The following is a 25823-nucleotide window of genomic DNA, read 5'->3' as shown; positions in this document are numbered from 1 at the left end:
CGGCGGCTGTAGGTGTGCTGAGCGAAGGATCACTTGATCCGAGTGCATGCCCCCATGGCGCCTTTCTGAAACGCAGGCGCGAGCAAACGCACCGCAGCCGGTGGTGGCAGAAAAGGGGTTGGGGAGGTGAGGTTCACATTAATCCTTAATGTATTTTGAAAACGCTGCAGTCCATGCAGCCCTACCGGTTGCGGGTGGGCGGGGTAAAGACCCGGGCTTGAGGGAAATGGTTCCTTTTGCGGTAGGACGCTTCCCGAAACGACTGGGGATTTGCGTAATACCCGTGAGCAGACGGCGGGAAGCGTTGGCGTCGGTGGGGGTTGGGGATAGGACGCAGGGGTTTGAGTCAGGGCGTTGATGCCTTGCGTGGGTTTGGGTGCGGGGCTTATAGTCCGGCCCGTCGCCCATATGGCGATCAGGTTTGGCGACCTGACAACAGAGTGCAAAAGCAACCCGCTTCCATGCAGGTGTTTTTGCACCCGCAAAGCTGTGCATGTTATGGCGGCTGTGCGCGGGAGACCTTCGGGTCTGCCGGTTACTCTGTTCCGGTTCGCCAACCTGCGTACAGCTGCCACCCATTCGTTTGGCGACGAATGCGTGGTGGCTTAATCCACCAACAGAGTACTGAAAATGAACCAATACATGCCCCTAACGGGCCACGACTGCACCGTCCCCGCTCTGCTTATCGACACCAGCGCGCCCCTCGACGTGCTCCACGACGCCGCCGTGTACCGGATTCGAGCCGTCACGCAACTGTTGGAAAACCTGGCCTTCCGCGAACAGCTCAGCAGCGATGCCGTGGTGCTTCAAGACTTCGCGCAATTGTTGGCCATTCCGTTGCGCGATGGGTGTGATTTGCTGGATGTCATCATTCGCAGACTTAACAGCGTCAACTGACCGCGACAGGGCGGCTGACGAGTTGCCCTGTTAACGGTGAGGCAGTGAGTAGGTGCGGGCCACGCCTGGGCAGTAAAAGTGGCCTGTTGCCTATGCAACCTTGGCGCTGCGCTAAAAGCGTGAACAGCTGCTAGCCCAAACCGCCAATTACCTTTATTTTCTCCCGCAACTATTCGACGGAACGTGTGCGATAGCACCAGGCGTCTCTAGATCAGAGAGCAGTCGAATCACGCCACCGCACTGCCAGTCTTGCCTGTGTAGGTACGCCTCATAATCTTTACCTGCCTCAGGAACAAATACACGTGGATCAGGCACACAAGACGCCTCGGCGGCAACCATCTTCATCACAACCACAGACGGCACACCCGCAGGGATCACAAACTCGGCATAAGACTCGCCATAGCTCAGGTGCTCGCTCCTCCAGGAAGCGGGCATTCCGACACTTCGCTTGGTGTGTTGCCCCAAGGTGGAATTGACCTTATCCGCAACGGTATAACCGTAGGCAAAAAGAGGTTCTTTACTCGACGCGCAGTCTTGTCCGGGGTTGATGGCGACAGGCAAGCCGTTATTCCCAAAAAGACGGATACGTGCGGTGGTGGCCTGGTCGTAGGGGATAGGCTTCTCATAGCGCGCAGAGCCGCAGCCACTCAGCAATAGAGCAGAAAAAAGGGTCAACAAAAGTATTTTCAAGACGACTCCTAGGCTCACATATCAAGCGGTTATAGGCGAAAAGGGGATAGATTTATTTAAGCAACAAAGGGCTCGGAAAATTAAATAAATCCTTCCCCTTTCTCTACTGATTGTTTCCCCGCTGTATAATATGCAACGGGATATCCGGCAGTAAAACCCTAGGACGGCGAGCCATATAAACCCCTAACTGGATAAGAGCTTACAGTTTAGCCGCCCTTCAACAGGCCAACAGATTGGAATAATTACAAAAAATAAATCACACTTTTAAAGAGCAATTCTGCTTAACTCTAAAAAACAAAACCGTGGTCTGACCCTTATTTCATGCCCCTATTTCACGCTCGGTCTTGTATACCTGTCACAGATTTCAGAGTACTTAATGGTCACAGAATTAACATCATCAACAACACAATTCCATTTTTTACCAAACTCGTACGCCAACCATAAATACATTTCCATCGACCCTTTTGAGTGTCCCAACTGCATTTCAATCATTGTCCTCGGTGTGGCACCCAACAAAGTTTCCCAATCGAGAATATCTTGCGCATCATAAAAACCTATGAACTTTTCGGAGGTGAGTAATGACACATACAAAGTGGCCTCACCCCAGATCAATACTCCACGACTACGTTTACCCGCGCTGACGACTCCACCTATAGCGTGGAGAAAATCAGCGAACGCGTCTTCATCAATTACCACATCCGATATAATTGATGCTGAGTTGCTCACAGCTATAACCCCCCTTTTTTTGGCTCCATACTCGAATAACTCGTCGACGCTATTAATTACTTTAACCCCTACCTTTTCATAAGCTTTGATCTGCTGCGGCTTAACCACGTTCGGAGCAAAAAGTATGACTTCTTTACGATCAGGGTTAAGCATAGTGTTATTTTGTAACTTCTGTAACTGTTCGATTTTTCCAGGCTTCGGACTGCTGGCAACCTCAATGATAAAACGAGGTGTTTCAGCGTCAATCTCGCCAATCCCCACAGGCCTCCCATCAACAAAACCAGATCTGAATTTGCTTTGATAATCCAAAAGCATCCCTTTTTCGCTCAATGCCCTTCCAACTTGCCCCTCTAAAACCTCTCCCGTGACATCTGATTTAAGAGGGGAATAGGGGTCAGACCACTATTCCTCTATTCTTTTAACTGACACTTTTCGGGCGTCCTGACACGCCCTGCGAAACTCTTTTACCTAACGCCTGCGCGATCTCGGACGCAAACTTCTGATCGCCCAAAACATAATTACCGTTTGTAGAAGATCGAATTTGTTCTATCAGCCCAGGTGAAAGTCGTTCATTGAATATAGACCGGTAAGCTTCGGCTCGTTGCGCGGTGCCGCTACCTAATTCGTTATAAACCGCATGCGGGCTTATAAAGCCTGACAGCTCGCCCTGTGCGTTTGCCCTATAGCTGGTCCAGCGATAGTCGCCCGGATGAGCAACCATACCGGCTCTAACAGGGTTCATTTCGATATATCGATAGCAAGCTAAAACATAGTTGTCTTGTTGAACCAAACAGGAGCGGAAACGGCCTTCCCACAACGTGCCCGTTCGTTGATATGTTCGATTGACATATTGAACGTAGCGCTGCCCCAGCCCCTTCATAAGCAGGCCGGCCCCTGCGCAGCAGCTGGGAGTCAACAACAAATGAACATGATTTGTCATCAAGCACAATGCGTGAACTTTACAGCCGTACAATTCAGCAAGCACGGCTAATGTATCGATGTAAAAAATATAGTCTTCATCTGAATAAAAACACGCAGACCGATTGTTTCCCCGCTGAATAATATGCAACGGGATATCCGGCAGTAAAACTCTAGGACGGCGAGCCATATAAACCCCTAACTGGATAGGAGCTTACAGCTTAGGCGCCCTTCAACAGGCCAACAGATTGGAATAATTACAAAAAATAAATCATGTTTTTAAAGAGCAACTCTGCTGAACTCTAAAAAACGAAAAACGTGGTCTGACCCCTATTTCTGACCCTGCATCTTTTGCACCATTAGATCATGTTGAGCTCTCGCAATCTTTTCTCACTCACAAACTCCAACTCTCCACCACCCACCTTAGAACCATCTGAATAAGTGGAGTGACCACAGACGTTACACTGATAAGCAAGCAACCCGTTATATTTACCGACAAAAATACGCATCCCGTCGGATTGACACCTAGGGCATTGTCTATCGGTCTCGACAGTCACCAACGCTTCCATTGTGTCACGTAAAAATCTCGCAATAAGCTCTGCTTCATTAGCTTGACACCCAAAAATCACTTTCTTTAAATGAGCTATATCGCCAGGTAGAAATGACGAAAATTCAACCGGCATCAAATTCTCATCAATATGCGAAAACTCATCAATCCCATAGGTCGAAAACGGCTCAACCGTGAAGTATTTGTAGTTATCTCTAATCCACAAAAGAATCACCCCAAGAGCCTCCCTTAAAGATGAATTCTCATCCAGCAGTGTCATAGCCAATTGAAGTTCACGCCACACATACACAGGGAGAGTTCGCATTAGTTCACTGCCTTAGCTGGGAAAGCCGTTATCAAGTTACCCGCCTTATCGGTAAATACTTTTATCGCAGAGGTAGGAACACCTCCATCTTTCAGCGTAGTAGTTCCGATGACTCTGCCCGTGTCAACGGTCCTTACAAATTGACCATCTGGTAGCGCAGTAACAGGTGACTTTACGACTGGGCTACTCTGAAGAACCCCCTTCAATTCATTTGGGCTAATAGTAAACACAGGGGGAAAATAAGGGTCAGACCACGATTCTTCTAAAAATATAGTCTTCATCTAAATAAAAACACGCAGACCGATTGTTTCCCCGCTGAATAATATGCAACGGGATATCCGGCAGTAAAACCCCAGGACGGCGAGCCATATAAACCCCTAACTGGATAAGAGCTTACAGCTTAGCCGCCCTTCAACAGGCCAACAGATTGGAATAATTACAAAAATAAATCATGTTTTTAAAGAGCAACTCTGCTGAACTCCAAAAAACAAAACCGTGGTCTGACCCCTATTTCCTTTTTTTACTTTAAGCATTCAACACTGCAAAGCTTACATCACCGGACCTCAAAAATTCTTGAAAACAAGAAATAACGATTTCTATATTTCTTGTGACAAAACTCTCCGGATAGTAATCGCCCAGAACATCAACCAATTTTGCTCCAGTCGACGTATTATTAAGAGTACGCACAACATGCTCACCATCATCAAGGTATTGGTTCAGCATCAGAATATAATTTCCAGAATCAGCATAAAGATTGATTTCGTAAGGTCCGGCTTCAGGTGCCGGGGAAATAGACAACGAAGCGACGCCGTCGACTTTACTATATTCACATATAATGGACCTTACATCTTCCATGGTCGGCTGATCAATGAGAGGGATTTGCGATCTGCCGTGCTCAGGACTAAGGGTATACCCTCCGATGATCATCTATTTTTTCTCCTTAATAGACTTCATACCTGACTCCCAGTAATAGCTTTTCGGAAGTCCTGTTTTATCATCTATAGCTCTTACGGTTAAAGATTTCAACTCAGCCTTTTCTGCGGCAGCGGCTATGTCACCTTTGCAGAATCCGCATACATCTTTCCCTGCGACTGTCATAGACATGTCCGCTCCGGCAGTTTTACCAGAGCTATATGCTTGCTGGATCACACCGATTTCAGCGTGGGCATCTTTCATATTTCCGTTTGGATAAAGTTTGCCAGGATTCGCAGCGGCTTTATCTGCAATCCTATCCGTGATCAACGAAGGTATTTTCGGGTCCGCCTCGTTGAGTGGACGAGCGGTTTGATTGACGTCTTGGAAGGTCTGACCTCCTACTTTTCCCTCTGCCGCCACTTTTGGTGCAGCGCCCTTAGCCGTTCCTTCGATAACATATCTTTCGGTTAATACCGCAGTCTCCGAATCCGTAAGCATGCCTGTTGCATTCGCATTCTTAGACGCAGCGCCTTTTGCATCAAGAGCGCTACCTTTTGCGGTCTCGACATTTCGCGCCGCAGCCGCAGCATCCGCAGTAGCAGCTAACTCCTTGGCCGCAAGACTACCAAATCCTCCTACACCCAACGCTGTACCGCCAGCCGTTGCGGCACCAAAGGGCAACTCAACTGCTGTTAATGACAGTTCGGTACAAACAGCTGGGTTCATCGCACAGGAATTTAACAAGGCAGGACCGAGCAGCACTGCTCCGGCTACAGCTCCAACACCCGCCACGGTATAAGCAAGTGTTTCGCGACGCTCAGCATACATTTGCGCCGAGCACGCATCCGCGCTCATTCCTGCACAGTTTTGCTCCTTGTATCGCTCGTTTTCAGCCTTGACGCGCTCTTCGGCCTTTTGTTCAAGTGTTTTACGTTCTGCTAATGCTTCTGCAATATCACTGAGGGAGTTGTTCTCCACCGCATTGCTTCCCGCCTTTGCCCCTGTAACCGCACCGCCCAGATCACCACCAGCAATCCCCCCAGCCAACCCTGCTGCTAGACCCGAAAGTGCAACAACCGTCTCTCTCTCCTCCTCCGTCAACTCGATTGTCTTCTTGCCCGGATACAACTGATGGGCGATGAATTCACCCGTCGCAGCTCCCGCAGCCCCCGCTCCCGCAGAGTTGCCTTGCGCCTGCGCCACCACCGCACCCAATACGGCATGCGCCATGGTGTTGAGTACAGCGTTGTCTCCGGTGGTTTTCCTGATGACTTGCGCCATGTACGGCGCCGACGCGCCCGCAATAGCGGAACCGATGTCGCCTCCCACCAACCCTTGCAATGCTGCTGTCACCGCCTGCGCTACACGTGGGTAATTGCCGCCGACCCCGTAGTCCGCCATGATCCGTTGATAAGCGTCAGTGGCAATCAGTTGTTTCTTGTAGGCATCGACGTCCTCTTTTTTGGCATCTTTTCCAGGGTCCTTGATGCCACGCTTATCAAGTTCAGCACGCGCCTCTTTATCAGCATCGATCTGGCCTTGGGTTCGAACGATGTCTACTGCCTGAGTACCAATATCCGCAATCAACTGCACCTGGCGCAGGCGCTTCTGCTCTTTTTCCTTATCAAAGATCGGGCTGATGCTGCCGTTGGCGTGTTCAACATCGTGGCTCAGCGTTGCCACGTCCTGCTGCTGTTTGGCAGGGTCGCGAATGTCTAGGGTGCCGTTGGAAATGGCCGATGACGTGGTGCCGCTGTCACTGTCGCCATGATTGAACGCGATCAAGCTACCGGAAGGCATATTGCTGATGAAGGCGTTCGCACTGCTTGCGCCACTGCTGACGCTGGCGCTCTGCAACTGGCTTGTGTAGTCGGCTTTGTTCTTTAAAACGCTCCAGCCGAGGGTGCCGGTGCTCAGGCGGTTTTTGTCCGCTGTTGCAGTGCTGGCGATCACGCTGCCATCGAGTTGCGTGTGGTTGCCCACATCAATCTGATAGCCGCCCTTACCGCCGAACAGGCCGGTTTGCTCCTGCACGCTTTTATAGTTGGAGTCGATCTTGCTCTTGCTGATGCTGAGCGAACCACTGCCCGTCATGGTGCCAAACGTGAAACTTGCGCCACCGCTGACATCGGTTTGTTTGGACTTGTAGTCATCGGTGTCTTGCAGGCTTTGCAGCATAAGATCGCGGCCTACCGCGGCCTTGATCTGATCTGCACTGACCTGCGCACCTTTGAGGACGGTGTCTCGCCCACTGATCAGGCTGACTTGCTTGCCCGCATCCAGCGTCGTTTCCGTCCAGGTTGTGCCATTGCCTTTCTCGCTGCCGGTGCCCTTGTTGGCATTGGCGAAGATGCTAAGGCCAGCACCATTGGAACTCGCCCCAAAGCTAAGGCCTACGGCCCCGCCGCCACTGCTGTTCTTGCCATCGAGTTTTTGTGTGTTGGCGGCTGCTTCCAGGCGGATATCACGCTCTGCTGCCAACAGCATTTCATTACCGGCCTGGAGCTTGCTGCCCTGAACGCGGATGTCTCCATCTGCGCCAGGCGTGCCGTTACCGGCGGCTACAATACTGAGGTTATTGCCACTGGTGAGGCTGCTACCTTGGCTTGCCGTCTGCTCCTGGGTCTGTTTGGAGCTGGATTTTTGCGAGCCGAGCGAGATGGCGATGCCGACAAATTCCGCGGCGTTAGCGCCGGTCATGCCACCATTCTGCTGCGCCGCCTGCCACGCTTGCACCCCCGTCAACCCCGCCTTCACACCTTGCAGCGCCGAGAGGCGGCCGTCGTCCTCGCTCTTGGCTTGCTTGGCGGTCTTATAAGCAGAGTCCACCGCGCTACCCACGGTGCCGGACAACGCCAGGGTCAAACCACTGGTTTTGCTCTTGGAGGTCTGCTCGCTACGGTTGTTGTTCTCGGAAGCCAGGATGCTGACATTTTGCCCAACCAGGCTGATGTCCTTACCGGCAACCACGTCAGAACCGCGTATGGTCAGGTCTTTGCCAGCCTGAATATCCACGCTGCCCAGCACACTGCCGATGTTGCTGGCCCGGGTGGTTTCGGTGCTGCTGGTGAAGGTGTTCTGGTTGCTGCTTGAACCCAACGTCACGCCGATGCCGCCGCTGCTCATCAAGCCCGATTTTTTGGTCGAGGACGAATGGCTTTGTTCAAAGGTTTCCGTCGCCCCATCAATCACCACATTGCGCCCGGCAATCAGGCTGGTGGCGTTGGTAGAAACCACGTCGCTGGCGGTAGTGCCGATGTCCCGACCGGCACGCACAACCACGGTATCAGCGCTGATGGAAGAGCCCTGCTGGCTGATCTGTTTACTGCTGTCGATGCGCGTTTTCTGGGTGCTGGACAGCAACCCTTTGCTGGTTTTGGTTTTGCGGTAATAGCTGTAGTCGCTGTCTTGCGCAGCGTTCAACGCCAGGTCATTGCCTGCGTACAGGTAGGCTTCCTTGCCGGCACTCGCACGGCTGGCGCTGACCACGAGGTCGTTGCCGGCACTGAGGGAGAGGTTCTCACCGGCCACCAACGATGTGCCCACTTGCTGGACGTGGTCTTCCTGGCTGGTGACCTTCTTGGAATTAAACGCCGAATGCTGTTCATTCGCCGCCGACGCCAGGTTCACATTGCCCTTGGATACCAGCGCCAGATCACGCGTGGCATTCAATTGGCTGCCGATGGCGCTGATATCGCGCGCAGCCACCACCTGGAAGTCGCGCCCGGCTTCGATCACGGTGCCGTACTGGTTTGCGCTGCTGCTGCGCATGTAGGTGCTGACGGTGTTGGCATTGCGCTGTTCGGCGGTGGCCAGGTTTACATCGCGCCCGGCTTGAACGCCCAGGTCGGCGCCGCTTTTGAAGGCGCCGCCGGTGCTGTTGACGTCGCGCCCGGCTTGCAGGGTGAGGGTGTTGGCGGCTTCGATGCGGGCGGCGTTGTCGACGAAGTCGGTGCGCTCGGTGCGGTAGCCGCTGCTGCTTTGGTGGCTGGTGACGGTGCGTTCGTTGAGCACATCGCCATTCACTGCGCTGACGCTGACGTCGCGCCCGGCGATGATGCCGCCGGCGCGGTTGGTGAGGTTGTTGCCGGCGAGCAGGTCGAGGCGGTTGCCGGCTTGCACGAGCCCGCTGTTGACCATGTTGCGCCCGGCGCTGGCAGCCAGGTTGTTGGTGGCGCGCAGGGTGCCGACGTTGTTGAGGTCGGCGCCACTGACCAGGTTCAGGTCGCTGCCGGTAATGAGTGCGCCGTTGGGCGCCAGGCGGTTGTTGGCCTGGGCCAGGTAGAGCACGGGCACCAGCACTTGCTGGCCAGCGACGGTGGCGTTTTCCATCCACACGATGTCATGGGTCAGGGCCGCGACTTGCTCGGCGGTGAGGCTCACGCCCACCGACAGGTTAAGCGCCTGCTGGGTGCCAATGGCGTTGTCCATCAGGTACTTGAACATCGCCGTGTCGCTGGTCTGGCCATCGATGAAGCGCTGGCCGGTGCGCGCGATCACGGCTTGCTGGATCAGGCGTTGTTCATACAGGCCGTCACCCAGGCGCTTTTGGGCCTGGTCTGGGTCGTAGCCCAGTTTGGACAGCATGTAATCAGAGCTTAAAAACTGGCTGAGGTTGGTCAGCAGCGGGTTGGTTTCGATCAGGTATTTCTGTGGGTTGGAGACGAACTGGCTGTCTGGCAGGCCTTGCACACGGTTGATCACCACGCCGTCGGCCGAGGTGCCGCTGCCGGGTACGACCGGGCCGGTGACCGGCGTGCGGTCTACACCGCCGCCGCCGAGGGTCCAGCCTTGCGGGCCGGTACTGGCCGGCGCGCTGGCGCTTTCGCCACTGAGGCGGAACAGCCCGCCCTGCCCGCTGGGCAAGGTGAAGCCGGGCAGGCTCAGCGGGTTGATCTGCTGTTGGGCGAGGTCAGGCGGCAGTTGCTGGTTAAGGGTGACGCGCGTCGAGTAACCGGCTGCGCCACTGGCGCCCGTGGCATCTGTCGCGGTTTTGGCGCCCGCACCCACATAGGTGTAGCCCGGACGCACCACGGTGTTATCGATATTGTTCTGGGTTATTACATTGACCGCGCCGCCGGCTTGGATGATACCGGCGTAACGTTGGTCGCCCGTAGCAATTTTGGTGACGCGGCGCAGCGAGACGCTTTCCCGTTCAGTGGTGCCGATGAAAGCGGCCATGGCTGCTTCCAGGCCACCCAGATCATTGGGGTTGTAGGCGGCGCCGCCAACCGAGTACTTGCGGTTGAAGTCTGCCGCCAACGCATACCAGTCACTCGCGTCGCGGGTGCGCTTGGAGCGGAACAAGCGCCAGGTTTCGGTTTCGCCAGTCTCGATGCCGGTGTTGGTCAAGTTGTTGACCGTGATGTTAATCATACCGGCGGCGCCGATGCTGCTGCTTGAATTAAGCAACTGGCCGCCGGTAAGGGTGATGTTTTTTCCCGCACTGATGAGCGATGCCGCACTGGCCTGGAGTACTTCCAGCTTGTCGCGCTGCACAACCTCCCACAAGTGGTTGACCTTCGGGCCTTCGCAGTCGCCAGCGTACTCGGCGCCACGTCGGCAGGGCATTTCGGTGATCGAAGCGGTATAAATGCCGCCGTCGTTGGTTGTCAGCACCGCGCGCTCGTTTCGCATCACTGCTGCTGCCAGACTCAGGTCACCATCACTCTGTATGCTCGACGAGCTATTGATGATGCTGCTGGCCAGGCCGCCCTTGCCGTCACGGTCGACGCTCAGGTTGCCCATGCTGTAGAGGTCGGCGTAGCTGTTGTTCAACGCGTCGACACGCAGGCTCATGTCGCCGCCGCTGAAGATCAGGCCGTGATCGTTGAGTAACGCACCGGTGGTAGCGGTCAGTCGCTGGCCACTGCCCAGGGTCGCGTAGTTGTTGATCGCGCCCGCGTTAAGCACCAGGTCGGTGGCGGCGGTGATGCGCCCGCGGTTGTTGAGCGTGCCGGCGATGTTGGCGGTAGTGATGCCGCCGCCGGCGATGCTTGCCGTGTCGGTCAGGGTGGCCTGTGCCGCGCTGAGGTTGAGGTCGCCCAGGCTGCTGATGCGCCCGCTGCTGTTAAGGGCGCCGCTCAACGTCAGGTCGAGCGTGCCGTCGCTGGCGATCAGGCCTTGGGTGTTCCAATTGGCGCCGCTGCCGACGAAGCGTCGGGCACCGAGCAGTTGGCCGCTGGCGGTCTGGTCGAGGGTGTCGACGTTGACTGTCAGTTGCCCGGCCTGGATCACGCTGCTGTTGGTCCAGTGGCCCTGGCTGATGGTCAGGTCGCCACGGGTGACCAGGCTGCCGCCCACTTCGTTGAGGTTAGCGGGGGCAATGCCGAAGTTGCCGGTGCCCACGTGCAGTACGTTGCCGCCCAGGTTCTGCAGGCTGCCGGCGTTGAGGGTCAGATCGTTGTTGGCGGTTTCGAGCACACCGTTGCGGTTGTCGAACAGGCCACCGATGGCAAATTCGGTGGTGCCCGCCGTGCCCAGGGCACGCAGGCGCCCGGTCTGGTTGTCGAGGCTGGCAGCGCGCACCTTGAGGGTGCTTTCGCTTTCGATGATGCCCAGGCGGTTGTTAAGTGCGCCGCTCAGGTCCAGGTCGATTTGTTGACCGGCAATCTGGCCGTCGTTGTCGCCGCTGTTATCAAAGTCATGCCCGACCACGCGCATCAGGCCTTTGGCATAGAGCCCGCCGTTGCGGTTGTCGAAATTGCCGGTGGTCACCAGTGCGTTGCCGCCCTGCGCCGCGATGCGCCCGCCATAGTTGTCTACGCTGCCGGCTTGCAGGTTGAGGCTTTGCCCCTGCATCACGCCGCCCTGACGGTTGTTGTTGAGGTCATAACCGTTGCGCAGCACGCCGACCACACGGGTTTGCAGTGCGGCCTTGAGGCTGGCGAGGGTGCCGCCGCGGTTGTCGAGGCTGGCGGCGTTGACACTCAAATCGCCCGCCTGGGCGATCAGTTTTCCGCTCTGGTTGTCCAGCGCGTCGGCCACGTCGACGGTCATGCCGCCCTGGCTTTGCACGGTGCCTTTGCCATTCTCCACGCGGTTGGCCGTGAGGCTGAGGTCGGCGTTCTGGCTGTAGATCAAGCCGTCGTTGCCGTTTTGCACCAGGCCGCTGGCGGTGAGGCTCAAGCGGTCGTTGGCGGCCAGGGTGCCACGGTTGCGGTTGTCCAGGCCGCCGGTCAGCAGGGTCAACAGGCCCTGGCTGGCGATCTGGCCGCCCTGGTTGTTGATCTGCGCGGCACGGCTGATCAGCAGCGGGCCGCCGCTGGACAACTTGCCATTGGTGTTGGTCAGGGTCGCGAGCAGGTCGAGGGTGGTGGCGGTGCCGCCGCTGATGCTGCCGGCGCTGTTGTCCAGGTTTTGCGCGTTCAGGTTCAGGGCTGCGCCGCTGTCGATCACGCCGCCCTGGGCGTTGTTGAGCAAACCGCCCACGTTGAGACGTTGGCCGGCGGCGCTGGAGAGTACGCCCGTGTTGCTGTTGTCCAGCTCAGCGGCGGTCACGTACAGCGCTTTTTGACTCACCAGCGCACCCGCTCCGCTGTTGAGCAGGCTGGCGGTCAGCGTGGCATTAAGGTCGCCATAACGGCTCGACAAGGTGCCGTTGTTGCGGTTATCGAGGTTGGCGCCGCTGACGGTCAAGCCCTGCCAGCCGGACATCAAGCCGTTCTGGTTGATCAGGTTTGTGGCATTGAGCAGCAGCAGGTTATTGCTGATCAGCTTGCCGTTGCTGTTGTTCAACGTGCGAGCGCTGAGGTCCAGGGTTTGCGCACTGGAGAGTTCGCCACCGCCGTTGCTCAGGTCACGCAGATGGTTGATGGTCAGATTGCCAGCGGTGGTGATCAGGCCCCCGGCGTTGTTCAGGTCGCCGGTGGCGCTGCCGAAGTCCAGGGCAATTGCGCTGCCCAGCAGTGAGCCATTCTGGTTATCCAGCTCGGCGCTGTTGAGTGTCAGGGCAGCGCCTGCGTTGAGCAGGCCCTGATCGCGATTGGTCAGGCGGCCATCAATGTTGAGTACGGTGTCGCCACGGCTGGTGAGTGTGCCGCCGCTGTTGTCGAGGCTGGCGGCGTGCGCGTCGACCGACGCTGCGGCGATCATGCCTTTGACGTTTGCCAGGGCCTGGCCGATGCGCAAGGTCAGCGCGGTATTGCTCAGCAGTTTGCCGCCGCTGTTGTCCAGGTTGTCGGCGGTGAGTGTGAACGCCTGGCTGCTGGAAATCTCGCCGCCCTGGTTATGCACATCTTTGAGGTTGTTGAGCATCAGCAGCGGCGCGTTGATCAGTCCGCCCTGGTTATTGAGCTGACCACGGTTGAGGTCCAGGGTCAGGGCCTCGGCGCTGGTGATCTGACCGCCTTGCTGGTTGTTCAGGTCAGCGGTGGTGATCTGCGCGGCCTGACGTGCGCTCAGGGTGCCTTTTTGGCTGTTGTCGAGACTCGCGCTGTTGAGGATCAGGCGGGCGTCAGTCACCAGCCGCCCGCCCTGGTTGTCTACCGCGCCAAGGGCGTTGAGGGTCAGCGGGCCGGCGCTGGACAGCGTACCGCCGTTGTTGGCCACGTTGCGCGCCGTGACGCTCAACAGCCCTTCGCTGCTGATCAGGCCCTGGTTGCGGTTGAGCAATTGATCGACATTCAGGCCTGCGCCGCTGCCGGCAATCACCAGCCCGCCGTCGCTGTTATCCAGTTGCGTGCCCGTGACCTGCACGCCCGCACGGCTGGACAGCTCGCCGTTGCGGTTGTCGATGTTGGCGACAGTGACCTGCACACCCTCGACGCCGGCGACCAAGCCTTTTTCACGGTTGTCCAGGCTGTTACCGGCCACGCTGACCAAGCCTTGGCTGGTGACCAGACCGCCCTGGTTGTTCAGGCTGCCGACGTTAAGGCTCAACGCCTTACCCGCCGTGACCAGCCCCGCGACGTTGTCGAGGGTGGTGACCGTCAGCGCTGCGGTGTCCAGGCTGGAGACTTCGCCGCCCTGGTTATGCAACTCACCGACAACCGCGGTCAGCGGACCGTTGCTGGTGACCAGCCCGCCTTGGGTGTTCTGCAGGCGATCGGCCGTGAGGGCCAGGCCGCCGTTGCTCAGAATGCGGCCTTTGTTCTGGTTGTCGACTGTGCCTGCCGTAATCTGCGTGTGCTGTTTTGCACTCAGGGTGCCGCCCTGGTTGTTCAGGGTCTGGGCATCGACGCTCAACGTACGGCTGGCGATGACATTGGTGCCGGTGTTGCTGACGGTCTTGCCGCGCAGGCTGACGTCGCCCGCTGCGTTGCGGGTGTTATCGGTGTTGACGCCCGCTTCGATAATGTCGCTATTGGTCAACGTGCCGCTGCTGGACAGCGCAATGCGGTCACGGGCGGCCAGGCTTTGGCGGTTGGTCAGATCGCCTTGGGTTTGCACGTCCAGTGCCGTGCCGGCGTACACCGGCCCCTTGGCGTCCAGGCTCGCGGCCTTGACGTTGACCGCGCCGCTCGCGGCGGTTTGCGCCATGCTCAAATGCCCATTGGCATCAAGCTGAATATCCCCACCACTTGCCGCCAACGTCCCGTCCAGCTTCACGCCCACGCCGGCTTCGGTGCCCACCAGTTTGATCGCGCCGGCGTACATGCCGCCCAGCGCGCTGGAGTCGATGGCCAGCTCGGGTTTGGCGCTGCCGTCGTCGGCGCGTGCGGTGGTTTTCAGGCTTTGGGCATCGACGTCGTTGCGCCCGGCGATTACGGCCAGCTCGCGTGCGTTGATCTGGGCGTTGATCTTGGCCGAGCGGGTGATGATTTCGAAGCGGTCGACGTTGCTGGCGTTCAGGCCCTCGCCGTCGATGGTCACGGCGCCGCCGTCAACCTGGTAGTGGTCCAAACGGCCGACGTTGTCCATCACCGGTTTGCCGGTGGTCAGGGTCACGTTGGGCGTGTTGATAAAACCGCAGCCACTGCACGTGATGCCGTACGGGTTGGCGACGATGACCTTGGCCGACTGGCCCGCCACTTCGGTGTAGCCGCGCAGCTGGCTGGGGCTGCCGCCGTTGACTTCGTTGAGAATGACGTTGGCGGCGCCGCCCTTGAGGTTCGGGTTGCCGACGATGTAGCCGCCGAGCTGAGTGTTCTGCACCGCGCCGGTGGCGTTGTTGAGGATCACGCCGTTGGGGCCGACGTTGTAGTCCTTGAACTGGTTATGGGACAAGCCACTGCCATTGGGCGCAGCGATGTTCACCACCGGCACGCCATTGCCGGCCTGGCCGACGCTGGTGGCCGGGTTGCTGACCACAATGCCTTCGGCCTGGGCGAGCAACGGCTGCCAGAACAGCGCGTTGGCCAAAATCAGCACCAGGCCGCGCTTGGGCAGGCCAAGGAACGCGTCCAGGCGCTTCAGGGCAGCAGAAGGTTGGCGGGCCAGAAAGGCAAAGTGGCGAACATCCATTTTCAGATTCTCGTTGCAGCAGGGCGTTGAATTACAGGAAGAAATCCATGCGGAAGTAGATCGGTGCTTCGCGCTCCATCACGACCCCAGGCCTTTCTAACGAGTGAGCAAACGTCACGCTGGTGCTGACGTATTTGCCCCGGGCGAACAGCTCCACGGAGTTGCTTGAAACGCGGCCGTGGTAGTCGTCGTTGTAACGGTCGTTGCGGATCACGCCTTGGTCGTAACCCAGGCTGGTGCCGTATTCGGCGAAGGCCGGGCGCAGCCATTCCAACGTGACCGGGCGGGCCCAGCGCACTTCATTGCGCCAGTAGCCACCGCTGTCGCCGGACAATTGCTGATCCTTGAAACCGCGTACCGAAGAAGAGCCGCCGAGGCTGATGCGTTGCGGCGAGAACAGCACGTCTTCACTGCGTTGCCCGGTGGCCAAGCTGGTAAAGCTGAACGATTCGCCCCACAGGCTGAACGGCTGCAGATAACTGACGGTGGCGGTGTATTTGCGGTAATCGGGAGTGGCCGTGAGGTGCCCGTACTGATCGCGATGCTGGTCGTCGCGCTGGGCGTCAAATGCACCGATGCCGTTCTGCACGCCCAGGTCAACGTTGACAAAGGCATTGCCGATGCGCCGGCCGTGGTTGATGCCAAATTGCAGTTCGCTGAGGCGATTACTGCTGGTTTCGAGGTGGGCGTCGTCGATGTAGTTGTTGGTGCGCAGGTGAGCCAGACCGACGTTGACTGAGGTCTTGCTCACGTCATCGCGGTGAATCACGCGCTCTGCGCGCAGTTGGTGGTTTTCGTTATCGCCCGACTGCTTGAACTTGAAGGTGTCGGTGTAACCCAGCGCGCGGTAATCGCTCTCGCTGTAGGTGTAGCTGAAGTTCCACCAGCCCCACGGCACGTTGTAGTAGAGCATGGTGTTTTTCGACGTTTTCTGGTGGTCGCTGATCGCGTCGTGACCACCGCGCAGCACCAGTTGGTCGGCCAGCCCCAGCGGGCTGTCCCACTCCAGGCCCGCGCCCCATTGCTGCTCGCCGGTGCTTCTTTGCCCATCGTTATTGCGCGACAGGCTGGCGCGCCACGGCTTTTGCGCGGTGTTCTTGACCACCACGTCGCTGCCGCCCACGTCTTTGCCGGGGGTCAGTTCCATTTGTGCCTGTTTGGACGGCAGACGGTTGAGCTGGTCGACCAGTTGCTCGACCTCGCGCAGGTTCAGCGCCTCGCCGACCTTGCCGGGAAAGGCCATGGCCAGCTCGCGACCGGTCACGTTGCTGCCTTCGGCGCTTCTCAAGGCTTCGAGCTTGCCCTCGACCACCATCACTTGCAGGTGGCCGCTGGACAGGTCCTGTTGCGGCAGGTAGGCACGGCTGGTGACGCGGCCTTTGGCGATGTAATAGTCGGTGATGACTTTAAGCAGCTCATTGAGCTGCGAGACGCCCAGGCATTGGCCCACATAGGGTTTGAGCAACAGCGTGCGGTCGGCAGCGGATAGGCTGTCGGCGCCCTTGAGCTCGATGTCTTTGATCGGGAAACAGCGGGTGTCAGCGGGCGTCGCCGGGGCTTGGGGCTTGGCCTCTTTGCCGGGCAGGTCCTGGAGTTCTTGCAGACGCCGGCCTTGCTCTTCGAGCAGGCGATTTTGCCGGTCGCGGATCAAGTCTTGATCCCCTGGCGTGGGAGCGGCTGTGGCGCTGTTCAGGCCCAGACAGGCGAGCAGGAAAGTGCACAGCAAATACCGAGTCCGTGGCAATAACAAAGACATGTTCGATCCATCGAAAATCAAGGAGCGGCAAACTAACATCGAACTCGCGCTAGCCCAAGAAGCTGGACTTGTCGGACATTCGCACTTATTAAAACCGCAACCTATTGATTAATAACAACAAATAATCATAAAACGGTGATAGCGCTTGTTGTTGAAACTTTTATTCCGACAAGCGGCCACTGTTTTTGATAACCCTTCGGCAAACAACCCAGCAGATGCCATTACTTAGCCATCAACTAAATGCCGAGTTAGGTTAGTACAGGGGAATACAGAAAAGTTCGCGCATGTTTTGTGAATTGGATCCCATTTATCGGATGAGTCTGGGATAGCGCCTCTTGTGGCGAGCGGGCTTGCCCCGCGTTGGGGCGCGAAGCGTTCCCCTGGTCAGTGTCGCCGCGTTACGTCAGGAAGATCGTGGCGTCAGGTGTGGGGCTGCTTCGCAGCCCAACGCGGGGCAAGCCCGCTCACCACACAGACCGCTCGCCACAGAGCGCGGGGTAAAGAGCACGGGGCAATTAGCCTGCGCCTTTGTCTTTTTCCTGCCCTGGCACCAGGGTCAGTCCTGGCCGCTCAACGTCGCGCGAAACATGGGCCTTCACATCTTCTACGCCGCCCTCGTCATCGTTGTGAATCACCAGCACGCCCGACTTGCGAAACTGCTCGAGGTGGCCGTCGCCCAAGTTGAAGCTTTCACTCAGGCTTTTATCGCTGAGCGCGTTGGCTTCGGCGCGACGCTGGGCAAACTTGCGCCCACGGCGCTGTTGATAGCGTGCCCAACTGATCAGGATCACCGCATTGAACAAGGCGATCCACAGGTAGATCTGCAAGGTGTTGAGCGCCGCAAAAATCGGCGCCTCAATGCGCGGGCCGCCATGGGTTTCCAGCATTGCGCCGATCCCGCGTGCCAGCAGCCAGACCAGCCCGGCCCAGGCCAGCAGGGTGAGCAGCACGTCGATGATCCACATCACTGTGTTCTGGCGAGTTCTGACCAGTTTCATCGTCACGCCTCCTCTTCGCTAGGTTTAATACCGCGGTCCGGGCTGACCCAGCGCGCGCGCTTCTGGTGCTGGTTGAAGAGCACCTTGGGAAAGCTGACCAATGTGGTGAGCAAACTGACCAGCCAGAACACCATCGGGTACCACACGGTCCAGAAGAGGGTTTTCCACAGGTCCTTTTCGTAGCGCCGATCAATCAGGATGCTCACCGCAAACTGCAGCAGGCACACCATCGCCAGCACCAGCCCGGTAAACGCCGGCGGCACCAGCGAATCCACGGCAATCGCCTGCGGCAGCACCATGAATTTGCCCAGCCCCCAGAAGATCACCGAGAGCAGGAAAGTGAAGGCCCAACCGGTGGACAAGCAGTATTCGAACAACAGCGGCCACAGGTAGCGATGGCGCCATTGCCAGATGCCACGGATGTTTTTGAACAGTACTTCGGCGCCGCCCTGGGCCCAGCGCAGGCGTTGCTTCCACAGGCCACCGACGGTTTCGGGCATCAGGATCCAGCACAGGGCACGCGGCTCGTAGAAGATGGCCCAGTGATCGAGTTGCAGCTTCCAACTGACATCGATGTCCTCGGTGATCATGTCGGTGCTCCAGTAGTCGATGCGGTCCAGCGCTTTCTTGCGAAACGCCACCACCACACCCGACACCGTAAAGATGCGACCGAACACCCGCTGGGTGCGCTTGATCAAGCCAATGATCGAAGAGAACTCGCCCACCTGCACCCGGCCGATCAAGGTCGAACGCGTACGAATGCGCGGGTTGCCGGTCACGGCGCCCAGGCGCGGGTTGTCCAGCATCGGCGCGACCATGTAGGCCGCCGCATTTTTATCCAGCAAGGCATCGCCGTCGATGCACACCAGGTACTCACTGCGCGCAGCCACCGCGCCCATGCGCAGGGCCACAGCCTTGCCCTGGTTCTGCGCCAGGTGCAGCACGCGCAGCCGTGGGTGCTCCAGCGCCAGGGCATCAAGCACCGCGGCGGTGTTGTCTTTGGAGCCATCGTTGACGGCGATCACTTCGATGTTCGGGTACAGCTGGTCCAGCGCCGCATGAATGGTGTCGGCGGCGTTATCGCCCTCGTTGTAGCAAGGAATGATGATCGAGATCAGCGGGTTGCCGGCCAGGATCGGCGCCGGCGTGTCTTCCTTCCACGGCCAGTGACGCTCCCAGTGCAGCCAGAAGTACAGCCCGCCGGCGATCCACAAGGCCGACATGAACAGCGGGTAGAAAAACACGAAGTCCATCAGGAACTGCCCGGTGACCAGAAAGATCAGGCCAAGGGGCACACCCAACACCAGCGCCAACACGAATAAAGCCAGGATTCTGTCGAACATGGTCAAGGGTTCCATTGGTTGGACAGGGCCGGACGTACCGTCTTCAGGTCCGGCGAATTTTCCAGGAAGTTGTCCGGGTAGTAGCCAAAACTCCTGACCCCCTGGCGTTTGAGCACACCCATCCATTCAGCCATCTGCGCGCCGTCGATATCGGGCGCGTCTTTGGTGCGCCAGTCTTTGGCTTGCAGTTCAAACACGGTGCGCTGCAAGGCATCGGGACGGGCTTTGACGGTGGCCACGAGTTTTTCCAGCCAGGCGTTGGAGTTCTTCAGCGTCTCGCCTTCCATCAGCGGCATGGCCATCGGCGCGGTCCAGTCGTAGGTCTGGAGGAAGTCATCGAGGTTCTGCGCGAACCACGCTTCGCTCGCCGGGTTGAGCATCGGCTCGGCGAAGATATTGCGCGCCGTCTGCACCTGCGGCCCGCGGATGGCGCGCACTTTTGCGGCCAGTTCCTGGGTAAAGTCGATCAGGTAGCGGCTCTTGAAACGCGTCCAACGCTGCATCACGGCCGGGTCGGCACGCAGCGCGGCAATGCTGCCCGGCAGGCCGTTGGCGGCGTAAGCCTTGAGCGCTGCGGGGCTGGCGTCTTCGAAATCAGAGAGGACCGCGTCGTCGTGGAACAGCACGCCGTCGATGGCAGTGTTGCGTGCCAGGTCTTCATAGATCTCACCGATCTGCTGGCGCACGGCCGGATCAAACGGCGACAGGCGCTTGTACTGGTCCGGGTCGAGGCCGACCTGGCCGGTTTTCGGGTCCATTCGCGTGACACGCGGCAACGAAGGGTCGAGCGCAAAGCTCAGCACTGGCATCCACGCGTAGATCGCCACGTGGCCACGGGTACGCAGTTGCCAGGTGACGCGGTTGAACAAGTCGCGGCGCACCGGCAGATGGCGGTTGGGGAAGTACAGCGAATGCACCAGGCCGTCACCCTTGGGGTCGGCGAAGGCTTGCAGGAACACGGTGCTGGCGCCCATGTCGACCACGCGCTGCACCAACTGGTCGAGGTTGCGTGCCTCTTGGGCCGGGTCCGGGTCGTAGACGTTATCCAGGTCCACGTGCAGCACGCGCATCGAGGTCCGCGCCTGTGTGCCGACAATCGCGTTGGCGTAGTGCTCGCCGTCCGGGTCGGAGGCCACCAGGAAGCGTGGGCTGCTTTTGAGGTTGGCGAGGTCGTCGAGGCCGTCGTCCAGGGTCAGGGCCATCTGGTAGCCCTGTTCGCCGACGACCGCCAACGAGGTGCCGTCGGCGGCGCCGTAAGGCCACACCCATACACGCGGCGCCTTGCCGGTGACGGCGCGCAGTTTGTGGGTAATGGCCGTGACGTCGGCGCGCATCCGCGCCTGGAACTGCGCCTCGGTTTCATAGGTGCCAGTGGCGGCGTCATAACGTCGCGTTGCGGCGGCCGGCTCCTGGTTACCTTGTGGGTTGGCCAGGATGCCGGTGTGGCTGGCGTCAGTGTGGGCGGCGATTTCGACCAGGCCCGATTTGGAGATCTCGCGCACCTGCTCCCATGTCAGGAAGTCGGAACGCGCGCGCGGTGTGCCGGCAAAATCCACCGGTTTATTCAGCGGCGTGTCGATCCAATAGCCGACCGGGGCCAGAATTGCCGGCCAGTTATAGGCACGCAAAATCGGTAGCACGCGGGTATAGAAGCTGGAATAGCCGTCGTCGAAGCTGAGCAGGATGGCTTTGGGCGGCAACTGCGGCCCACCGCTGCGCGCTGCCAGGATCTGATCGACACTGACCGGCCGGTAGCCGTTCTCGCGCAGCCAGGCCAGTTGGTCGACCAACCGTTCAGTGCGCACCGCCACCACCGCCTGATCGGGGTCGCGATCTTCGATGTCGTGGTAGGCAATGCCCAGGAAATGGTTTTTCGGCCACGGCGCTTCACGCGCAGGTGTCGGCCGCTCGGCGGGTGGGGTATAGGGCGCAGGTTGCTGGGCGCACGCGCCGGCCAGCAATACACCCAGGACCAATAAACAACGGCTGAGGACAGTCATGTTCAGGCTCTTTTAGAAACGGTAAGTGAGGTCGACGAGCAGGCGCAGATCGCGTTCGCGATCGCCGTCATAGGTGCGGCTGATCAGGCTCAGGTTGGCGCCGGCTTCCAGCACGTCGTTCCAGCGAAAACGTTGGCCGTAGCCGATCAGGCCGACCCCACTGGTGGAATAATCGCGCTGGCTATAGGTACCGGCACCGACCTGGAACTGCTGACTCCACTGGGTCTCATAGCGGTGATAAAGCACGTGATTGACCGTCATGGTGGGCAACACGCTGAAGTCCGATTTCGGGTTGAAATACACCACGTCGTCCTTCGTGTTGCGGCTGGCGCCGACTTCCAGGCCCAGGTCCACCTGCACATGCGGCGAGCTGTAGATGCCCTCGCGGCCGGTGAGCAGCGCTTCGAGGCGGTTGTTGCCGTCGCTGAAATGCGACGGGCTCAGGGACAGCTTCCACTCGCGGCTTTCATTCTCGCGCCAGCGGACAAAGCCACTGCCGCCGTTGGCCGTGACATCGGCATTCAATGCGCGCAGCGGCGTGGTCGCCAGGAGGTAACCGAGGCTGCCGCCGTACTGCCAGTTGTCATTGATGTCGCGGGCAATCGACACGCTCGCGCCTTGCTTGGAGCCATAACCGTAGGAGTGGTTGGACACCTCGGCTTCCAGGGTCATGTCGCGGGTGCGCTGCTCGACGCCGACGCGCTGGAAGCGATGCTGGCCGGTGCCTTCGGTAAAGTCTGCGGTGGCGTAACCGGCGCCGGCGAAGACGCGCCAGTCTTCATCGATGGGCGGGCTGTAAAGCACGCTTTCGATGCCCCAGTCCCGGCTGCCCGCCACTGCGCCCACATCATCATTACCGCCACCGCCGTAGCTTTTACCGGTGTAGGCTTCGACGCGCAGTTCGGCCATGTCGTGTACGTCGCGCAGGCGGCTGAGGCGCTGCACCTGGCGGCTGTCGGGGTTGCGCGCCAGCACGTCATCGGTCAGCGCGTCCATCTGCCGCCATTCCTGCAGGTCCATGGCGGTGTAGGCCTGGGACACTTCCAGGCCGATATCACGCGGGGCCTGGGTTTCAACTTCCTTGAGCGAGCCTTCGGCGCGCCGCGGCCAATCACGCGCGCGGTACATATCGGCCTGGGCCAGGCGCAGGCCGACATTGCCAGGGGCTTTCGCCACCAGGGCTTCCAACCCGGTTTCGCTGCCTGGCAGGTCACCGCCGTAAGTGCCGGCCTGGGCCGCCAGTTGCTGCGCGTCCATCCAGCTGTCGTTGGGGTTGCCGATGGGCAAGCCCTTGAGTTCAACGCGAGGTTTCTGGTTGGTGGCCAGGTTATTGGCGACTTCGCGCGCTTGCATCACCTTGTCGCTTTCGAGCAGGGCGTAAAACAATGCGGTGCTGTCTTCGACGTGGTCACCCGGATCAGCATCCGGTGCCGTCAGCGCCTGGCGGTACAGCGGCTCGGCTTTTTCCGGCTGGCGCTGGTCGAGGTAGGACGCAGCCACCCAGCGCAAGGCGTAGGTCGGCAACTGCACGCCTTCGCCAGTGAGGGTTTCGTACTCGCGGATAACCTCGGCGGTGCGCGCGCGTGCCTTGAGGGCGCCCAGGCGGTCGATGCGCCAGCGCACCACGTCGTCATGGGCGCTCTGGTCAGGGGTCCAGCGGGCGAGCAGTGTGTCGTAGTCGCTGAGGGCGCGATCAGCAACCACATAACGTTCTTTCTCGGTGCGCGTGGCGTACTCGGCCATGCGCACACGTTCGGCGGCGAGGTCGCCTTCCAGACGGCGCTGAGTAACAACATCGAGCACGCCTGGGTGCTTGGCCGACAGGCGCAGGGCCGGCTCCGGCAAACGGGCCTTTTGCAGGGCGACGATGTATTCGCGCACCACTTCGGGTTTGTCACCCGCGCGGATAAAAGCCTGGTCGAACTCGAACAGGGCGTCGTAATTCAAGCCCGCGCGGGTCAGCGCGTAGCCCAGGGCCATGCGGCGGTTGGGGTCATTGGGTTGCGCCGCCACCAATGCGCGGGTGCGTTGCACCGCTTCGTTGGTTTGGCCCCCGTCGGCCTGGGTCAGGGCCTGGCCCAGTTGCAGGTCGATATTATTCGGTTCACGCAGCAGCGCCTGCTGATAAACCGCCAGGGCCTGAGGCCACTGCTTTTGATTGCGATAGGTACGGGCGACCGTGGCCAGCGCCTGAGTAGTCAAGTTGCGATTCTTGCCTTGCGCCTCGTACACCTTCAGCACTTCGGCGTCTTGCCCGGCCCAGCCGGCAATCACAATGTGATCGCTGATCTGGCCTGGCGTCTGGCGCTCGGCAGGTAATTGGCGCAGTTGGGTAAGGGCCGGCGTGAAGTTGCCGTTTCGCGCCTGAATAATCAACGCGTCGTAGGCCGGATCGGCCAGGGCGAGGCCGGGCATCAGCAATTGACTGCACAAGGCAGCCCCGATGAGCAGTCGCAACCGGCCTGAAGCACTTATGGGTAGGTTTCGCAACATATCGTGAGCTTCCTTACACGCGGAAAGCTGTAACGATAGGTGGTCCTGAGCGGTTTGCATCAGGGTGCCGGCGTCTGATGACCCGGCCTAGCTTTCCTGTAGGAACTATCCCCTATGAATGTAGGAATATGTCCGATTCGGAACAATTGTTCAGAATTGTCCCGTCAACAGAAAAGCCAATGGGGGAGCAGACTTGCCGGGGCTGACCGGTCACCGCCGGCCCGTATGCCGACTGTTTGACCGCTGCCCCAGGCAACCCTGCTCCCCCATTATTTATTTCTTACTGATGTAAGAAATCTTACTGCGCGCCGCTGACCGCGCCGGCTTTGGCCATCACAAACCCGATGAATTGCTCAACCGTCATCTTCTGGCCGTTGAAGGTCACTTCATTGTTGGCGTAATGCAGCTTGGAGACCACATCCGTGCCCACCAAGGTAGCCAACTGGGTGCCGACGGCCATGCCGCTGACCATCTCGGCCGCCATCTGCGATTGCTGCTCGATGGCTTTAGGGTCGGTCACGCCGCCCACTTGCGCTTGCAATGCAGCAACGTCACCGATCATTGGCTTGGACAGGGTCAGGTTGGCATCCAGCAGCGCGATGACCTGCTTGCCCAGTTCAACCGGCGGCAGCTCCATGGAAGCCGGCTTGGTCAGGTCGACCACCAGGTTGAATTTGCTTTCGCCGTGGGTGGTTTTCAGCGACAGGTTTTCCACCGCCACTTGCGGCTTGGCAGCCAGCACCTGATTGACGTTGGCCTCGGCCAGGGTCTGCTCGGCTTCGGTCAGTTGCAGCTCAGGCACAGGCTGACCAGCAGCGGCGGCGGCTTGCACCGGCTGCATCTTGTCTTGATAAAGCTTGGTCAGTACCAGCATGGCCGGGATGTCGACGTTTTTCATGCTCAGGGCCATGGCGGCCGAACCGACAGGCTTGCCCTGGTAACCGATCTCGTCGATTTTGTAATCGACGCGGCCGGCCAGGTTGTTGTCCTTGGTCTCGCTGGTGTCTTTCTGCTCGAAGCCCTTGAGGGTCAGCACGGCTTTCTGCGGGCCGTAGGTCACTTTGGTGTCGGTCAGCTCAACGGTGTTTTGCCCGGTGTAGAAACCAAACGTGGTTTTTTCCAGGTTGCTGGCCACGGTCAGGCCGGACAGCTCGGCTTCAAAAGGCGCGCCGTTGGCATCGATCACCGCGACCTTGAGGCTGTTCATATAACCTTCAGCCTTGACCTTCTGGCCTTCGGCGGTGCCGTCGAAGTCCAGGTTGGCGCCGGAGAAGCTCACCGAGGACTTGTCGTCCTTGAGCTCCAGAGGCAGCAGCTCGACGTTGCCATCGACCGAACGGTTGTAGCCGATATTGGCCACGCCTCTGAGCGGCGACACGTCTTTGCTGGCGGCGAACCATTTTTCGGTGGTGGCGTTCTTCTCCAGCTCATAGTGACTGGTGGCCATAACCGGCAGCCACTTCAGCGAAACCAGGCGCGAGAACGGCAGCGGGCCGTGTTCGATGTGGTCGACAAACAGCAGCTCAGGGTTCGGATTTTCTTCGCCGAATACGCTGCCTTGACCCTTGAGGCGGTAGTGAGCGGTGCTGCTGAACAGGCCACGGTCCAGGGACACCAGCTCCAGGTTCACGCTACCGTCGACGCCGGCCATGGAGGTCTGCAGTTCCTTGTTGGCGTTCTGGATCGCGGTCTGCAGCACCGGCTCCAGTTGCTTACCGGTGTACCAGGCGCCGCCTGCACTGACGACGCCGACGGCGACAACGAAACCCAAAAGAACGACTGCTGGCTTATTCATGAAGTGACCTGATCAA

General features: G+C 59.0%; 13 protein-coding genes. 1 reads left to right on the top strand and 12 read right to left on the bottom strand.

Features of this window, described 5'->3' with window-relative positions:
* The first annotated feature begins 642 nt into the window (after positions 1-642).
* Positions 643-897, top strand: coding sequence for a hypothetical protein (locus tag ABWL43_RS00835; protein WP_404486246.1), 255 nt, complete (start codon positions 643-645; stop codon positions 895-897).
* 153 nt (positions 898-1050) lie between these two features.
* Here the strand turns inward: ABWL43_RS00835 and ABWL43_RS00830 are convergent, their stop codons facing one another.
* The 12 genes from ABWL43_RS00830 to ABWL43_RS00775 all read right to left on the bottom strand — a co-directional run bounded on the left by ABWL43_RS00830 (position 1051) and on the right by ABWL43_RS00775 (position 25807).
* Entirely contained in the window at positions 1051-1587 is a 537-nt protein-coding gene (locus ABWL43_RS00830) for a hypothetical protein (RefSeq protein ID WP_242201726.1), read from the bottom strand.
* A 327-nt stretch (positions 1588-1914) separates the two neighbouring features.
* Entirely contained in the window at positions 1915-2643 is a 729-nt protein-coding gene (locus ABWL43_RS00825; RefSeq protein WP_242201725.1) for a hypothetical protein, read from the bottom strand.
* Positions 2644-2731: 88 nt separating this feature from the next.
* A complete protein-coding gene (locus tag ABWL43_RS00820; RefSeq protein ID WP_242201724.1) occupies positions 2732-3421 on the bottom strand; it encodes a transposase in 690 nt (229 codons plus the stop codon).
* Between the two features lie 169 nt (positions 3422-3590).
* Positions 3591-4103 carry a hypothetical protein gene (locus tag ABWL43_RS00815; RefSeq protein WP_242201722.1) on the bottom strand — a complete coding sequence of 171 codons (513 nt, stop codon included), beginning with the start codon at positions 4101-4103 and terminating at the stop codon, positions 3591-3593.
* 525 nt (positions 4104-4628) lie between these two features.
* Positions 4629-5030, bottom strand: coding sequence for a DUF6911 family protein (locus ABWL43_RS00810; RefSeq protein WP_119738319.1), 402 nt, complete (start codon positions 5028-5030; stop codon positions 4629-4631).
* Complete coding sequence (locus tag ABWL43_RS00805) at positions 5031-15422, bottom strand: hemagglutinin repeat-containing protein (RefSeq protein WP_404486243.1); 10392 nt, start codon at positions 15420-15422, stop codon at positions 5031-5033. It lies immediately after the preceding gene.
* Positions 15423-15453: 31 nt separating this feature from the next.
* The gene (locus ABWL43_RS00800) at positions 15454-17178 is read right to left on the bottom strand and encodes a ShlB/FhaC/HecB family hemolysin secretion/activation protein (protein ID WP_404486241.1); all 1725 of its coding nucleotides are present in this window, start codon (positions 17176-17178) and stop codon (positions 15454-15456) included.
* A gap of 515 nt (positions 17179-17693) precedes the next feature.
* Positions 17694-18176, bottom strand: coding sequence for a poly-beta-1,6-N-acetyl-D-glucosamine biosynthesis protein PgaD (gene pgaD, locus ABWL43_RS00795; RefSeq protein WP_106577326.1), 483 nt, complete (start codon positions 18174-18176; stop codon positions 17694-17696).
* Positions 18177-18178: 2 nt separating this feature from the next.
* Complete coding sequence (gene pgaC, locus ABWL43_RS00790; RefSeq protein WP_177017148.1) at positions 18179-19519, bottom strand: poly-beta-1,6-N-acetyl-D-glucosamine synthase; 1341 nt, start codon at positions 19517-19519, stop codon at positions 18179-18181.
* A gap of 2 nt (positions 19520-19521) precedes the next feature.
* A complete protein-coding gene (gene pgaB, locus ABWL43_RS00785) occupies positions 19522-21519 on the bottom strand; it encodes a poly-beta-1,6-N-acetyl-D-glucosamine N-deacetylase PgaB (RefSeq protein WP_369301839.1) in 1998 nt (665 codons plus the stop codon).
* 12 nt (positions 21520-21531) lie between these two features.
* Positions 21532-24012: a poly-beta-1,6 N-acetyl-D-glucosamine export porin PgaA gene (gene pgaA / locus ABWL43_RS00780; protein WP_404486238.1), complete on the bottom strand. Its 2481-nt coding sequence runs from the start codon at positions 24010-24012 to the stop codon at positions 21532-21534.
* Between the two features lie 298 nt (positions 24013-24310).
* Positions 24311-25807 carry a YdgA family protein gene (locus tag ABWL43_RS00775; RefSeq protein ID WP_145159633.1) on the bottom strand — a complete coding sequence of 499 codons (1497 nt, stop codon included), beginning with the start codon at positions 25805-25807 and terminating at the stop codon, positions 24311-24313.
* Between the last annotated feature and the right edge of the window lie 16 nt (positions 25808-25823).

Source organism: Pseudomonas sp. HT11 (assembly GCF_044875395.1).
GTDB lineage: Bacteria > Pseudomonadota > Gammaproteobacteria > Pseudomonadales > Pseudomonadaceae > Aquipseudomonas.
This window is presented reverse-complemented; position numbering and strand designations above follow the sequence as displayed.

Bases quoted from the DNA above. Each gene is read 5' to 3' on its own strand.
- ABWL43_RS00775 (WP_145159633.1), bottom strand. From the start codon at position 25,807: ATGAATAAGCCAGCAGTCGTTCTTTTGGGTTTCGTTGTCGCCGTCGGC.
- ABWL43_RS00805 (WP_404486243.1), bottom strand. From the start codon at position 15,422: ATGGATGTTCGCCACTTTGCCTTTCTGGCCCGCCAACCTTCTGCTGCC.
- ABWL43_RS00800 (WP_404486241.1), bottom strand. From the start codon at position 17,178: ATGTCTTTGTTATTGCCACGGACTCGGTATTTGCTGTGCACTTTCCTG.
- ABWL43_RS00815 (WP_242201722.1), bottom strand. From the start codon at position 4,103: ATGCGAACTCTCCCTGTGTATGTGTGGCGTGAACTTCAATTGGCTATG.
- ABWL43_RS00820 (WP_242201724.1), bottom strand. From the start codon at position 3,421: ATGGCTCGCCGTCCTAGAGTTTTACTGCCGGATATCCCGTTGCATATT.
- pgaC (WP_177017148.1), bottom strand. From the start codon at position 19,519: ATGTTCGACAGAATCCTGGCTTTATTCGTGTTGGCGCTGGTGTTGGGT.
- ABWL43_RS00835 (WP_404486246.1), top strand. From the start codon at position 643: ATGCCCCTAACGGGCCACGACTGCACCGTCCCCGCTCTGCTTATCGAC.
- pgaB (WP_369301839.1), bottom strand. From the start codon at position 21,519: ATGACTGTCCTCAGCCGTTGTTTATTGGTCCTGGGTGTATTGCTGGCC.
- ABWL43_RS00810 (WP_119738319.1), bottom strand. From the start codon at position 5,030: ATGATCATCGGAGGGTATACCCTTAGTCCTGAGCACGGCAGATCGCAA.
- pgaD (WP_106577326.1), bottom strand. From the start codon at position 18,176: ATGAAACTGGTCAGAACTCGCCAGAACACAGTGATGTGGATCATCGAC.
- pgaA (WP_404486238.1), bottom strand. From the start codon at position 24,012: ATGTTGCGAAACCTACCCATAAGTGCTTCAGGCCGGTTGCGACTGCTC.